Raw genomic sequence first — 14,756 nt, forward strand, 5'->3', positions numbered from 1 at the left:
TCTCACAAAGCCTCACGAGAGTCCGCCATGTACGAGCTGTCCCGGGTCCGCCTCTACTCCATCGGGCCGGCCGGTGCGCGCTACGCCGACACCGTGCTCGACCTGCGCGGCGTCGGCGGGCCCGTGCCCGACCCCGCCCCGACGCAGGCGGAGTTCTTCGAGGACGAGCCCGTCGGCCCGCCGCGCCGGCCCGCGCCCGCAGGGGTGCTCTTCCTGGAGAACGGCGGCGGCAAGTCGGTCCTGCTGAAGCTGATCTTCTCCGTGATGCTCCCGGGGCACCGCAACACCCTCGGCGGCGCCAGCTCCGGTGTGCTGCGCAAGTTCCTGCTCGCCGACGACTGCGGTCACGTCGCGCTCGAGTGGCAGCACGTGCAGACCGGCGAGTGCGTCGTCGCCGGCAAGGTCAGCGAGTGGCGGGGCCGCCAGGTCTCCAACGACCCGAGGAAGTTCGCCGAGGCCTGGTACTCCTTCCGGCCCGGCCCCGGCCTCAGCCTGGACAACCTCCCCGTCGCCGAGTCCACGGCCGTACGGCCGCCCGTCGAGGGCCAGTCGGGGGCGCGCGGCCGGCGCCGCACCATGAAGGGCTTCCGGGACGCCCTCACCGAGGCCGGCAAGACCTACCCGCACCTCGAGGTGCACTGGGAGGAGATCCACGAGCGCTGGACCGAACACCTCGGTGATCTCGGTCTCGACCCCGAACTCTTCCGCTACCAGCGGGAGATGAACGCGGACGAGGGCGAGGCCGCCGGCCTCTTCGCGGTCAAGAAGGACTCCGACTTCACCGACCTGCTGCTGCGCGCGGTCACCGACACCCGGGACACCGACGGGCTCGCCGACCTGGTCGGCGGCTTCGGCAACAAGCTGGGCCGGCGCGCCGAACTCATCGCCGAACGCGACTTCACCGCCGGGTCCGTCGATCTGCTCGGCCGGATCGTCGAGGCCGCCGAGGCCCGCGCCCGCGCGCGGGAGATCCACACCGCCGCCGAGCGCCGCACCCGCACCCTGGGCCGCAGGCTGTCCGCGCGCGGCGCCCAGGAACGCCACCGCGCGGCCGACCTGGCCCAGCGGGTCACCGCCGCCGCGTACGCCGTCACCCACGCCGAGTCGGCGCGCGAGCACAGCGCGCTGATCTCCGCCGAACTCGCCTACCGGCACGCCTCCCTGGCGCTCGCCGCGGCCGAGAAGTCCGCCGCCGCCCAGAAACGCGAACTCGCCGACGCCCGCACGCTGTACTCGGCCTGGCAGGCCGCCGAGGCCGTACTGCGCCACCGCGCCGCCACCGACCGCGTCACCCGTGTGTCCGCGGCGATCCAGGAGGCCGAACGGGACGCGGCCCCCGCGCTGGCGGCCCGCGCCAAGGCCGCCGTCGACCTCGTACGCGCCCTCCACGCGGCCGCACGGAACGCCGAGCAGCTCGCCAACGAGCAGGAGGAGCGGTCCGCGGCCCTCCAGGAGGCCGGCGACGGCGCCCACCGCGACTCCACCGCCGCCGCCACCGAGGCACAGCGGGCCCGCAGCGAGATCGGCCACCTGCGGCAGCGGCTCACCGAGGTCGAGCAGGAGACCGCCGAGGCGGTACGGGCCGGCTGGCTCGACGACAGCGCCCCCGACGCCGACCCCGCCAGGGCCGCCCTCGCCGCCAGCGACGCCGAGAAGACGGCGGTCGCCGCCTGGGACTCCGCCCGCGAGGCGGCCCGCCGGGCCACCGAGCACGCGCGCGAGGCGGCCGCCGCCGAGAGCCGCGCGGAACTCACCGCGGCCCGCGCGGCGGACGCGGCCACGGCAGCCGAACGTGCCCACGAGAGCGAGCGCCGCACGGCGGAAGCCCTCGCCGCGGAGCAGCGGCTGGCGGACCTGCTCAGCCTTCCGGGGGCTTCCGGCGGCGGGCGGGCCGGTGTGCCGGGCCCGCGCGGCGCGACGGGTGATCCCGACGCCGGACCCTCCCTCGGCGAGGGTGGCCTGACCGCCGAGGAACTCGACCGCTTCGCCGACGAGCTGCGCGAACTGCTCAACGACGCCGTCTCCTCCGCCGAGCGGCACCTGTTCGACCTGCGCACCGCGGCCGCCGACGACGCCCGCATCCTCGGCGCCCTCGGCGACGGCGGGCTGCTGCCACCCGGCCCGGACGTCCTGGCGACCGTCGAGTTCCTGGGCGAGCACGGCATCCCGGCCCTCCCGGGCTGGCGCTACCTCGCCCAGGCCGTCGACCCCGCCGACCACGCGCGCGTGCTGGCCGCCCGCCCCGAGCTGGTCGACGGCGTCATCATCACCGACCCGGACTCCCACCTGCGCGCCCGCGAGGCGCTGAGCGGCGCCGCCCTGCTGCCCCGGTCCACCGTCGCCGTCGGCACCGCCGCCGCCCTGCTCGCCCCCACCCCGGCGCCGGGCACGGACACCGGCGACGTCTTCCTCGTACCGCCGAACCCGGCCATGCACGACGAGCACGCCGCCGACGAGGAACGGCAGGCGCTGCGCGCGCGGGCGACCGAGCGGGACGAGGAGATCCGCGCGCTCGCCGCGCGGCTCGGCAAGGACCGGGAACTGGCCGCGCGGCTCGCCTCCTGGCGCACCGGCTGCCCGGCCGGACGGCTCGCGGAGCTGGCCGGGGCGGCGCGCGAGGCGCGGGCGTTCGCCGAGGAGACCGACGCCGAACTGGCCGAGGCGCGCACCGTGCGGACGGAGGCCGAGGAGGCCGCCGCCGAGGCCGTCCGCGTCCGCGACGAGCGCCAGGAGACCGCGCAGAAGGCCCGGCGCGCGGCCGACGCCCTCGCCGGGCTCGCGTTCCGGCTGCGCGAGCGTGCCGCCTGGCAGGCCAGGCTGCGCGAACTCGCCGACGACGCGGCCGAGGCGGAGGCGCGCGCCCAGACCTGCCTGGAACGGGCGCGCGCCGCCGACGAGGACCGGCGCGGCGCCCAGCGTGCCGCCGACGACGCCCGGCGCACCGCGCGTACGTTGCGCGCCGAACGCTCCGAGATCGCGGGCGCCCCCGACGACGTGCCCGAGGACGGCACCGGGGCTCCGTCGGCGTCCCTGCCCGCCCTGCGCGAGGCCTACCGTGCCGCGTCCCAGGTCTACGAGAAGGTCGGCGTCGGCGCCGATCTGCGCGCCGAGCAGGCCCGCGCGGAGAGCGACGAGAGCGCCGCCCGCGCCGAACTGGACCGGCTCAGCAACAAGGTCCGCACCCGCGCGGAGCAGCTGCTCCAGTCGCCCGACGGCTCCGACGGGCCCAGCCGGCAGGCCGCCGCCGCCCGCGCCGAGGAGCTGGTGCAGCTCCTGGAGACCAGGATGTCCGGCGCGAGCGAACAGCTCGGGCGGCTGCGCGGCGAGGCCGAACGGCTCGCACCCGAGGACGGCGAGGCGCACACCGAACTCCCCGAGGAGCTGGTCCCGCGCGACGCCGAGCACGCACAGGCCCTCCTGCGCACCGCCACGGCCGAACTCGCCTCCCGCAGCGAAGCACTGAGCCAGGCCCGCGAGGCGCACGCCGAACTCCTCGACGCTCACCGCGCCGCCGAGGACGCGGCCGGCGGCTTCGACGAGATCGCCGCCATGCTCCGCGACCTGCTGCGCGAACACGCCCCCGAGGAGGAGCAGGAGCAGCCCGAGCCCTACCCGGGCGGCCTGGACGAGGCCCGGCAGTCCGCCGCCGAGGCCCGCCGCTCACTGCGCGGCTGCGCCGCCGACCTGTCCGCCGCCGACTCCGCCGTGCGCGAGGCCGGCGACATCCTCGTCCGGCACGCCAACTCCACGCGCTACGAACAGGTCCGCACCCCCGCGCGGCAGCAGATCCGCGAGCTGCCCGCCTCAGCGCTGCCCGAGCACGCCCAGAAGTGGGCGGACGCCTTCGCCCCCCGGCTCCGGGTCCTCACCGACGAGCTGGCGCAGCTGGAGCGGAACCGCGACTCCATCGTCGACCGGCTGCGGGGCCTGGTCGAGTCCGCCCTCGCCACCCTCCGCTCGGCCCAGCGGCTCTCCCGGCTGCCGGAGGGCCTCGGCGAGTGGTCCGGACAGGAGTTCCTGCGCATCCGCTTCGAGGAACCCGACCAGGCCACCCTCACCGAGCGGCTCGGCGAGGTCATCGACGAGGCGACCCGGGCGGCCGTCAGGAAGAACTCCGACCTGCGGCGCGACGGCATGTCCCTGCTGCTGCGCGGGGTCGCCGCCGCCCTCCAGCCGAAGGGCGTCGCCGTCGAGATCCTCAAGCCCGACGCCGTACTGCGCGCCGAACGCGTACCCGTCGGGCAGATGGGCGACGTGTTCTCCGGCGGCCAGCTGCTCACCGCCGCCATCGCCCTGTACTGCACGATGGCCGCGCTGCGGTCCAACGACCGGGGCCGGGACAGGCACCGGCACGCCGGAACGCTGTTCCTGGACAACCCCATCGGCCGCGCCAACGCCACCTACCTGCTGGAGCTCCAGCGGGCGGTCGCCGACGCGCTCGGCGTGCAGCTGCTGTACACCACCGGCCTGTTCGACACCACGGCACTCGCCGAGTTCCCCCTGGTCATCCGGCTGCGCAACGACGCCGACCTGAGGGCCGGCCTGAAGTACATCAGCGTGGAGGAGCACCTCCGGCCGGGACTTCCCCAGCAGGACCCGGCCGAGGAGGCGCACAGCGAGATCACGGCGACCCGCATGTTCAAGCGGCCCGCGCCGGCGACCGGCTGATCGGGCCTCACCCCGGCGCTGCTCAGAAGCCGTAGCCCATGCGCCGGGACAGCTCGGCCGCCGCCGACGCCGTGCGGCGGCCCAGCTCGGGCAGCCGGTCCGCGCGCAGCCGGTACACCGGCCCCGAGACACTGATCGCCGCGATCACCGTGCCGTCGTGCGAGCGGACCGGCGCCGCGACGGCCGCGAGGCCCAGTTCCAGCTCCTCGAGCGTCGTGGCGTACCCCTGCTCGACCACCGTCTCCAGCTCACCGCGCAACACCGACGCCGTGGTGACGGTCCGCTCCGTGAACCGGGGGAGTGGGCCAGCGAGGTGCCCCTCACGGACGGCGGGCGGCAGATGGGCCAGGAACACCTTGCCGCTGGAGGTGGCGTGCAACGGGGTGCGCCGGCCGAGCCAGTTCTGCGCCGTGATCGCCGCCGTGCCCCGTGCCTGCATGATGTTGACGGCGGCGTCGTCGTCCAGGACCGCGGTGTTCACCGTCTCGCCCAGCTCGTCGGCGAGGTCCCGGCACACCGGGACGGCCTCCTGCGAGATGTCCAGCCGCACCGCCGCCGCGCCCGCGAGGCGCAGCACCCCGGACCCGAGGTGGTACTTGCCGCGGTCCCCGGCCTGCGCCACCAGACCGCGGTTCTCCAGGACACCGAGCAGCCGGAAGGCGGTGGACTTGTGCACGCCCAGTTCGCCGGCGATCTCCGTGACACCCGCCTCGCCGTGCCGCGCGAGGATCTCCAGCACGCTCACCGCACGGTCCACGGACTGCACGGCACTCGTCGTGCCCTTCCCGTTCCTCCCGGGCTGCTTCTGCGGGCGGGTCATGGCTCGGGTCTCACCATCTGTCGGCAACCGTTGCGCAGGGCGCCGGCCGGCGCGCATTACGCAACTCCAGCGTACCCAGGGCCCGCATTCCGGTCAGTGAGCGGTCTCAGGAGTGGGAGAGCTGCCCGGCTCCACTCCGCCGGCGTATTCGCGCCTGCGCCCGCTGGGCGGACCGCTCCCGGCGGCGGGCGCGGCGCCGCTCGCGCCGCAGGGCCCGCGCGGTGCTGCTGGGCGCGGACACCACGCCATGGCGCTGGTTCCAGACCTGGCGGGTCACCCAGACGTCCAGGACCCCCCACGTCGCCAGGATCGTGCTGACGACGCTGCTGATGACCATGGGGAACGCCAGCCAGGACCCGGCCAGTGTGCTCAGGAAGGCCACCATGGCCTGAATCAGCGTCACCGCGATGATGAGGACCGCCCGTACGGCCGCCGTCCGTACCGGATCGGGCAATCGGCGCCGCCGGGCCGGCTCCTCGATCCACAGCGGCCGGTACGAGGCCTTCCCGCGGGAGCCACCGGGCTCACCACTGTCCTCCACGGACGTCCGCGCCGCCGTCACCTGCGCCGCCGCACCCTCCTCGGATGCCTCACGCCGCTCCGCCGTGCCCATCAACGTGTCCTCCCCACCGCCGGCAGACCACTCACTCGTGTCCGAAGACCCGGTACTCCACTGGCTGCCCTGCTTGCGCTCTTCTACGCCGCCCAGGGGCGGAACACGGCTCATGTGGCCGATTCCGCCCTCATTCCCACAGAGAAGGACGAACGGCACGTCGTAAAGATTCCCGACTGGGAAAGAAATCGGCCAACCCTCCCCGCCCGTACGGGATATCGGCCCGAGGGGCGCGCCCCGGATTCCGGGAGGCAATCTCCCCCAATGGCCGGACAACTCCCCATCTCCCGCCCCCGGTGTGGAACTAGAGCTTCCGGACAGCTCTTCGAGTTCGCCCCGGCGCGGTAGTAGGCTCGCGCCGTTTGTTGACGCACATGTGTACCCCCGGTCAATCGGGGGCCGAGCTGGGGGAGGCCATGCGCTTTCGCGGGAAGTCCATCCGCCGGAAGATCGTGGCGCTGCTTCTCGTGCCGCTGTTGTCCCTGACGACGATCTGGGCCTTCACCACGGTGCTCACGGGCCGCGAGGCAAGCCATCTGGTCGACGTGTCGTCGGTGATGGAGGAGGTCGGCTATCCCGTCGAGGACACCGTCCGCGTCCTCCAGCAGGAGCGCCGGCAGACCCTCGTCCATCTCGCCGACCCCCGGGCCTCCGACGGACTCGCCGCTCTCCGGCGCAGCCGCGTGGCCACCGACCAGGCCGTCGCCGAGGTCCGCAGGAGCGCGGCGAACGCGGAGTTGCGCGAGGCCATGCACGACGACTCCGGCGATCTGAGCGCGGTGCTCGACTCCTTCGAGGGCATCGAGTCCCTGCGCCGCAGCGTCGAGGACGGCACCGTCAACCGCTCCCAGGCCCTCGACCTCTACAACAGGCTGATCGACCCGTGTTACGTCCTACTGGCCAATCTGCACGTGGTCGAGGACGTCGAGCTTGACAAGCAGTACCGCGCCCTGGTCAGTCTCGCCCGCGCCCGCGAACTGCTCTCCCGCGAGGACGCCCTGCTCGGCTCCGCCCTGATCGTCGGCAAGCTGTCCCGGGCCGAAATGCGGGACATCTCCGACCTCGTGGCCCAGCGCACGCTGATGTACGACGCCGGACTGCCGCAACTGCCCGCGTCCGAACGCGACCGCTACGAGGCCTTCTGGAAGAACGCCGCGTCCGCCCCGCTGCGCGTGGGCGAGGAGGCGGCCCTGTCCACCGGCACCGGGGAGCCCCGCGGCATCACGGCCAAGAGCTGGGACATCGCCGCGGGCAAGGTCCTCTCCGAACTCGGCACCCTCAACGACCAGGCAGCGGACCGCTACCAGGACCGCGTCCGCCCCGTCGCCGTCGGCGTCATCACCCAGGCCGTCATCGCCGGCGTCCTCGGACTGGTCGCCCTCCTGGTCTCCCTCTTCCTCTCCGTACGCATCGGCCGCGGGCTCATCCGGGACCTCCGGCAGCTGCGCCTGGAGGCCCACGAGGCGTCCGGCGTGCGGCTGCCCAGTGTGATGCGCCGCCTCTCGGCGGGCGAACAGGTCGACGTCGAGACCGAGGTCCCCCGCCTGGAGTACGACAAGAACGAGATGGGAGAGGTCGGCCAGGCCCTCAACACCCTCCAGCGCGCCGCCGTCGAGGCCGCGGTCAAACAGGCCGAACTGCGCGCCGGCGTCTCCGAGGTGTTCGTCAACCTCGCCCGTCGCAGCCAGGTCCTGCTGCACAAGCAGCTCACCCTGCTGGACACCATGGAGCGCCGAACCGAGGACACCGAGGAACTCGCCGACCTGTTCCGTCTGGACCACCTGACCACCCGCATGCGCCGGCACGCCGAGGGCCTGGTGATCCTCTCCGGCGCCGCCCCCTCCCGGCAGTGGCGCAAACCCGTCCAGCTCATGGACGTCGTCCGTGCCTCCGTCGCCGAGGTCGAGGACTACGAGCGCATCGAGGTCCGCCGGCTGCCGAGGGTCGCCGTCACGGGCCCGGCCGTCGCCGACCTCACCCATCTCGTGGCCGAGCTGCTGGAGAACGCCACGGTGTTCTCCCCGCCGCACACCGCCGTCCAGGTCCTCGGCGAGCGCGTCGCCAACGGCTTCACCCTGGAGATCCACGACCGTGGGCTCGGCATGGCGGCCGACGCCCTCCTGGACGCCAACCTCAGGCTCGCCGAGACCCCGGAGTTCGAGCTCTCCGACACCGACCGGCTCGGCCTGTTCGTGGTCAGCCGCCTCGCCCAGCGTCAGAACGTCAGGGTCTCCCTCCAGCCCTCCCCCTACGGGGGCACCACAGCGGTCGTCTTCATCCCCGACGCACTCCTGACGGACGACGTTCCGGACACCAACGGCATCGGCTTCCGCCTCGACCGCCCCCAGCGGGCCAAGGACCGCGAACCGGAGGAGAGCCGCCGCGCCGCGCTCTCCCAGGTGCCCGTACAGCTGCCCCGGCTCCCCGCCTCGCTGCTGGACGGACCGGTCGAACTGGAAGCACCCGTCGACCTGGACGCCATCGGTGGCTTCCCCGGTGCACTGGACGACGAGGACAGCGAGCACGGCGGCCTCTTCCGGCCCCGCAGCTCCCTCACCGGCTCCAAGGAGGAGCGGTCGGGCCGCGAGCACCGGACCCCCGACACCCGGGAGGCCACGGACCCGGAGTCCGGTGACCGGACGAGCGCCCCGGTCCCGCTGGCCCGCAGGGGGGCACCCAAGCTGGTCAGCTCCCACGGGCGCCCGGTCCGTGACGCGCGCACCCGGGGCGGGCGGACCACCGAGGACGGCGCGCCGGCCACGCCGTCCGGGGCCGAGGGGGAAGCACCCCCTCCGCTGCCGGCCCGCCGCCGTGGCGAGGACGCCGCGGGACGCCGGGGCCCCGGCCGTCCGGCCTCGGAGCCAGCCTCCTCCTTCCCCGCCCGCCGCGCCGAACGGACCTCCTCCCACCCCGGGAGCGAACAGCCCGAAGCGGAGTCGCTGCCGCCGCTGCCCGCCCGCCGACGGGGCGACCGCCCGTCCCCCGGCACCGGCGCCGGGGAGCGGAACGACGCCACGGCACCCCCCGGAACCGTGCGCGACGAGCGGCCGGAGCCCCCCGCCGGCCTTCCCCGGCGCACCCGCCGCCCCGCGATCGCGGCGAGCGGCCCCGACGACTCCGCGCCGGCCGCGGGCGGGACGGACGCCGGCGCCACGCGGCCCGAGGGCGGATCGCTCCCGCGACGCGTACGGCAGGCCAGTCTCGCCCCGCAGCTCAAGCACAGTGCCGAACGGCGGAACGAGGACCGGGCCCGGCCCGTTGAACGGGATGCCGACGAAGTACGCAGCCGCATGGCATCGCTCCAGCGCGGCTGGCAGCGCGGCCGCGAGGAGAACGCCGCGGGCGACGAGGCCGACAGCGGCACAGCACCACGACGAACGACAAAGGGGGACGGTCGATGACCGCACCGAGGGCCACCGGCCACACCACGACCGACAAGGGGGAGCTGAACTGGCTCCTCGACGACCTGGTGGACCGCGTCGCCAGCATCCGCAAGGCGATCGTGCTCTCCGGCGACGGCCTGCCCACGGGCGCGTCGAAGGACCTCACCCGGGAGGACAGCGAGCATCTGGCCGCCGTCGCCTCCGGCTTCCACAGCCTCGCCAAGGGTGTGGGCCGCCACTTCGAGGCGGGCGACGTCCGTCAGACCGTCGTCGAACTCGACGAGGCCTTCCTGTTCGTCACCGCCGCCGGCGACGGCAGCTGCCTCGCCGTCCTCGCGGACGCCGACTCGGACGTCGGACAGGTCGCCTACGAGATGACGCTCCTCGTGAAGCGGGTCGGTGTGCATCTGGGCGCCGCTCCACGCACCGATCTGCCCTCGGGCGGGTAGTGGGATGACATGAGCGCTGACGGTCAGGGTAGAAGCCACTGGTTCGACGACGAGGCCGGACCGGTCGTCCGTCCGTACGCGATGACGCGGGGCCGCACCACCAGTGCGGCCCAGCACCGCCTCGACCTGATCGCGGTGGTCGTCACGGAGCCGCACGCGGACGATCCGGAGACCGATCCCACGCTGTCCCCGGAACACGTGGACATCGTCGAACTGTGCCGTGACACCTCGCAGACGGTCGCCGAGCTCTCCGCCGAGCTGGATCTGCCGATCGGAGTGGTCCGGGTCCTCGTCGGCGACCTCGTCGATTCCGAATTCGTCCATGTGAACCGGCCGGTACCCCCGGCCGAGCTGCCGGACGAGAGTATTCTGCGCGACGTGATCAACGGCCTCCGGGCGCTGTGACCGGCGCGGAAGCGGGATACTGACGTGACAGGCTGGCAGTTCTGGGTCGACCGAGGCGGCACCTTCACCGACATCGTCGCGAGGCGCCCCGACGGCCGGCTGCTGACGCACAAGGTGCTGTCCGACAACCCGGCCCCGGACTCCCCCCGGACTCACGGCGGCCGGGGGAGCCACAGCACCGACGCGGCGGTCGTGGGGGTCCGCGAGCTGCTGGCCGGATCCGAGGAGCCCGTCGACGCCGTGCGCATGGGAACCACCGTCGCCACCAACGCGCTTCTCGAACGCAAGGGCGAACGGACCCTGCTGGTCGTCACCCGCGGTTTCCGCGACGCCCTGCGCATCGCCTACCAGAACCGCCCCCACATCTTCGCCCGCCGCATCGACCTGCCCGAGCTGCTCCACGAACGGGTCGTCGAGGTGGACGAACGCATCGCCGCCGACGGCACCGTCCTGCGCGCCCCGGACCTGGACGCCCTCGCCGGACCCCTGCGGCAGGCCCACGACGACGGCATCCGGGCCGTCGCCGTCGTCTGTGTGCACAGCCATCTCCACCCCGCCCACGAACAGGCCGTCGGGGATCTCGCCGCCCGCATCGGCTTCTCGCAGATCTCGCTGTCCAGCGAGGTCAGCCCCCTGATGAAGCTCGTCCCGCGCGGGGACACCGCCGTCGTCGACGCCTATCTCTCGCCCGTCCTGCGCCGCTACGTCCGGCACGTCGCCGACGAACTCGACGGCGTCCGCCTGATGTTCATGCAGTCCAACGGCGGTCTCACCGAGGCCGGGCAGTTCCGCGGCAAGGACGCCATCCTGTCCGGTCCGGCCGGCGGCATCGTCGGCATGGCACGCATGTCCCAGCTCGCCGGCTTCGACCGCGTCATCGGCTTCGACATGGGCGGAACCTCCACCGACGTCTCCCACTTCGCGGGCGAGTACGAACGCGTCTTCACCACACAGATCGCCGGAGTCCGGCTGCGCGCCCCCATGCTGGACATCCACACAGTCGCCGCAGGCGGCGGCTCCGTCCTCCACTTCGACGGCTCCCGCTACCGCGTGGGCCCCGACTCGGCGGGCGCGGACCCCGGCCCCGCCTGCTACCGGCGCGGCGGCCCGCTCGCCGTCACCGACGCCAACGTCATGCTGGGCCGCATCCAGCCCGCCCACTTCCCCACGGTGTTCGGCCCGGACGGGGACCAACCCCTCGACGCCGCGCTCGTCCGTGACCGCTTCACCGCCCTCGCCCGCGAGATCCGCGAGCGGACCGGCGACGACCGCACCCCCGAGCAGGTCGCCGAAGGCTATCTGCGGATCGCCGTCGCCAACATCGCCGGCGCGGTGAAGCGGATCTCCGTGCAGAAGGGCCACGACATCACCCGGTACGCCCTCACCACCTTCGGCGGAGCCGGCGGACAGCACGCCTGCATGGTCGCCGACTCCCTCGGCATCCGCACCGTCCTCGTCCCACCCATGGCGGGCGTCCTCTCCGCACTCGGCATCGGCCTCGCCGACACCACGGCCATGCGCGAACAATCCGTCGAGGCCCCCCTGGAACCGGCCGCCATGCCCGGCGTCCACCGGACCGCCGACGACCTGGAGACCGCCGCCCGCGCCGAACTCCTCGCCGAGGACGTCCCCGAGGACCGCGTCGAGGTCACCCGCCGCGCCCAGCTCCGCTACGACGGCACCGACACCACCCTCACCGTCGAGCTGACCGACCCCGGCACGATGCGGCGCACCTTCGAAGAACGTCATCGCGCCACGTACTCCTTCACGCTCGACCGCCCGATCGTCGTCGAAGCCCTCTCCGTCGAAGCCACCGGCATCACCGACCCCCCCGATCTCTCCGCCCTCGCGCCCTACGAAGGCACCCCCGGACACGGCACCGCCGGCCCGCGGACCGTCCGCCTCCACACCGGCGGCACCTGGCGCGACGTACCCCTCCACCGCCGGGAGGACCTTCCCCCCGGCGAGACCGTCACCGGCCCGGCGATCATCACCGAGTCCGGCGCGACGACCGTCGTCGACGACGGCTGGCGGGCCGCGGCGACCGACGACGGGCATCTGGTCATGGAACGCGCAGCGGTTACGGAGAGTTCCGAAGCCGGCACGGAATCCGACCCGGTTCTGCTGGAGGTCTTCAACAACCTCTTCATGTCCATCGCCGAACAGATGGGCGCCCGCCTCGAGTCCACCGCCCAGTCCGTCAACATCAAGGAGCGCCTGGACTTCTCCTGCGCCCTCTTCGACCCCGACGGGAACCTGGTGGCCAACGCCCCGCACATCCCCGTCCACCTGGGCTCCATGGGCACCAGCGTCAAGGAGGTCATCCGGCGGCGCGGCCCGGACATGCGCCCCGGCGACACCTACGCCGTCAACGACCCGTACCACGGCGGCACCCATCTGCCCGACGTCACCGTGATCACCCCGGTCTTCGACAGCCGGCCCACCGACGGCACGGAGAGTGACGGGAAGGTGCTCTTCTACGTCGCCTCACGCGGCCACCACGCCGAGATCGGCGGCATCGCCCCGGGATCCATGCCGGCCGACAGCCGCACGATCGACGAGGAGGGCGTCCTCTTCGACAACTGGCTGCTCACCGAGAACGGCCGCTTCCGCGAGGAGGAGACCCTCCGCCTCCTCACCGAGGCACCTCACCCGTCCCGCAACCCGAAGACCAACCTCGCCGACCTGCGCGCCCAGATCGCCGCCAACCACAAGGGCGTCGACGAGGTCGGCCGCATGATCGAGAACTTCGGACTCGACGTCGTCCAGGCCTATATGAAGCACGTCCAGGACAACGCCGAGGAGGCGGTGCGCCGGGTCGTAGACGCCCTCGACGACGGGGAGTACGCCTACGAGACCGACTCGGGCGCGGTCATCCGCGTACGCGTCCGCGTGGACCGCGCGAACCGCGGCGCGACCATCGACTTCACCGGCACGTCCGCGCAGCTGCCCACCAACTTCAACGCCCCCTTCTCCGTCGTCAACGCCGCGGTCCTCTACGTCTTCCGCACCCTGGTCGCCGACGACATCCCGCTCAACGACGGATGTCTGCGCCCGCTGCGGATCATCGTGCCCCCGGGCTCCATGCTGGCTCCCGAACCGCCGGCGGCCGTCGTCGCGGGCAACGTGGAGACCTCCCAGGCCATCACGGGTGCCCTCTACGCGGCCCTCGGTGTCCAGGCGGAGGGCTCCGGCACCATGAACAACGTCACCTTCGGCAACGCGCGGCACCAGTACTACGAGACCGTCGCCTCCGGTTCGGGCGCCGGAGACGGCTTCCCCGGCGCCTCCGTCGTACAGACCCACATGACCAATTCGCGGCTGACCGACCCCGAGATCCTGGAGTGGCGACTGCCCGTCCGCCTCGAGGAGTTCGCGGTGCGCCGCGGCAGCGGCGGCGCCGGACGGTGGCGCGGCGGGGACGGAGCCGTGCGCCGCATCCGGTTCCTGGAGCCCATGACGGTCTCCACCCTGTCCCAGCACCGCAGGGTGCCCCCGTACGGCATGGCCGGCGGTGAACCCGGCGCACCGGGCGCCCACCGGGTCGAACGAGCGGACGGCACGGTCACCCGGCTCGCCGGGAGCGACTCGGCGGACGTCGGCCCCGGAGACGTACTCGTCATCGAAACCCCCGGCGGCGGGGGATACGGCCCGCCGCCCGACCCCCATCAAGCAGGAGAAGAGATCGATGATCTTCGGGCGTTCTGAGCGCGGCAAGCCCCCGGTCGAGCCCGTCACGCTCAAGATCCTGGTGGCCGGCGGCTTCGGCGTGGGCAAGACCACGCTCGTCGGCGCGGTCAGCGAGATCAGGCCGCTGCGCACCGAGGAACTCCTCACCGAGGCCGGACGTCCGGTCGACGACACCTCCGGTGTGGAAGCGAAGAACACCACCACGGTGGCCATGGACTTCGGCCGCATCACGCTCCGCGAGGACCTGGTGCTGTACCTCTTCGGCACGCCCGGACAGGAGCGGTTCTGGTTCATGTGGGACGAGCTGTCCGAAGGTGCCCTCGGAGCCGTCGTCCTCGCCGACACCCGGCGGCTGGAGGACTGCTTCGCGGCCATCGACTACTTCGAGCGGCGCTCCATCCCGTTCCTCGTCGGCGTCAACTGCTTCGAGGGGGCGGCGCGTTACCCGGCCGAGGACATCCGCGGGGCCCTCGACCTCGATGACCACGTACCGCTGCTGATGTGCGACGCGCGGGACCGCGAGTCGGTCAAGGAGACCCTCATCGGCGTCGTCCAGCACGCCATGTCCCAGGCCTCGCAGCGACGCCAGACGGTCACCACCTGAGACCCCGGCCGCGGGGGGGGGGGGGGGGGGGGGGGGGGGGGGGGGGGGGGGGGGGGGGGGGGGGGGGGGGGGGGGGGGGGGGGGGGGGGGGGGGGGGGGGGGTAGTCTGCCTATCCGCCGCTCC

General features: G+C 73.5%; 8 protein-coding genes. 6 read left to right on the forward strand and 2 right to left on the reverse strand.

Features of this window, described 5'->3' with window-relative positions:
* Window positions 1–27 precede the first annotated feature (27 nt).
* Window positions 28–4,668, forward strand: a complete 4,641-nt coding sequence (locus ACZ470_RS38885; protein ID WP_468434689.1) for a hypothetical protein — start codon at window positions 28–30, stop codon at window positions 4,666–4,668.
* Between the two features lie 22 nt (window positions 4,669–4,690).
* Here the strand turns inward: ACZ470_RS38885 and ACZ470_RS38890 are convergent, their stop codons facing one another.
* Window positions 4,691–5,488, reverse strand: a complete 798-nt coding sequence (locus ACZ470_RS38890) for an IclR family transcriptional regulator (protein WP_468434690.1) — start codon at window positions 5,486–5,488, stop codon at window positions 4,691–4,693.
* A 106-nt stretch (window positions 5,489–5,594) separates the two neighbouring features.
* On the reverse strand, window positions 5,595–6,101 hold the full coding sequence (locus ACZ470_RS38895) for a hypothetical protein (RefSeq protein ID WP_468434691.1): 507 nt from the start codon (window positions 6,099–6,101) through the stop codon (window positions 5,595–5,597).
* A gap of 416 nt (window positions 6,102–6,517) precedes the next feature.
* Here ACZ470_RS38895 and ACZ470_RS38900 point away from each other — a divergent pair, with 416 nt between their 5' ends.
* From ACZ470_RS38900 to ACZ470_RS38920, 5 genes are read left to right on the forward strand one after another with little or no spacing between them, the layout of a single operon-like run.
* Complete coding sequence (locus tag ACZ470_RS38900) at window positions 6,518–9,502, forward strand: sensor histidine kinase (RefSeq protein WP_468434692.1); 2,985 nt, start codon at window positions 6,518–6,520, stop codon at window positions 9,500–9,502.
* On the forward strand, window positions 9,499–9,933 hold the full coding sequence (locus tag ACZ470_RS38905) for a roadblock/LC7 domain-containing protein (RefSeq protein WP_217129918.1): 435 nt from the start codon (window positions 9,499–9,501) through the stop codon (window positions 9,931–9,933). Before ACZ470_RS38900 ends, ACZ470_RS38905 begins: the two co-directional genes overlap by 4 nt.
* A gap of 9 nt (window positions 9,934–9,942) precedes the next feature.
* Window positions 9,943–10,338, forward strand: coding sequence for a DUF742 domain-containing protein (locus ACZ470_RS38910; RefSeq protein WP_468434693.1), 396 nt, complete (start codon window positions 9,943–9,945; stop codon window positions 10,336–10,338).
* A 24-nt stretch (window positions 10,339–10,362) separates the two neighbouring features.
* Window positions 10,363–14,046, forward strand: a complete 3,684-nt coding sequence (locus tag ACZ470_RS38915) for a hydantoinase B/oxoprolinase family protein (RefSeq protein ID WP_468434694.1) — start codon at window positions 10,363–10,365, stop codon at window positions 14,044–14,046.
* A complete protein-coding gene (locus tag ACZ470_RS38920) occupies window positions 14,027–14,632 on the forward strand; it encodes a GTP-binding protein (protein WP_468434695.1) in 606 nt (201 codons plus the stop codon). The genes ACZ470_RS38915 and ACZ470_RS38920 overlap by 20 nt, the downstream gene beginning before the upstream one ends.
* Window positions 14,633–14,756: the final 124 nt, after the last annotated feature.

The organism is Streptomyces sp. NPDC031111, assembly GCF_055570675.1.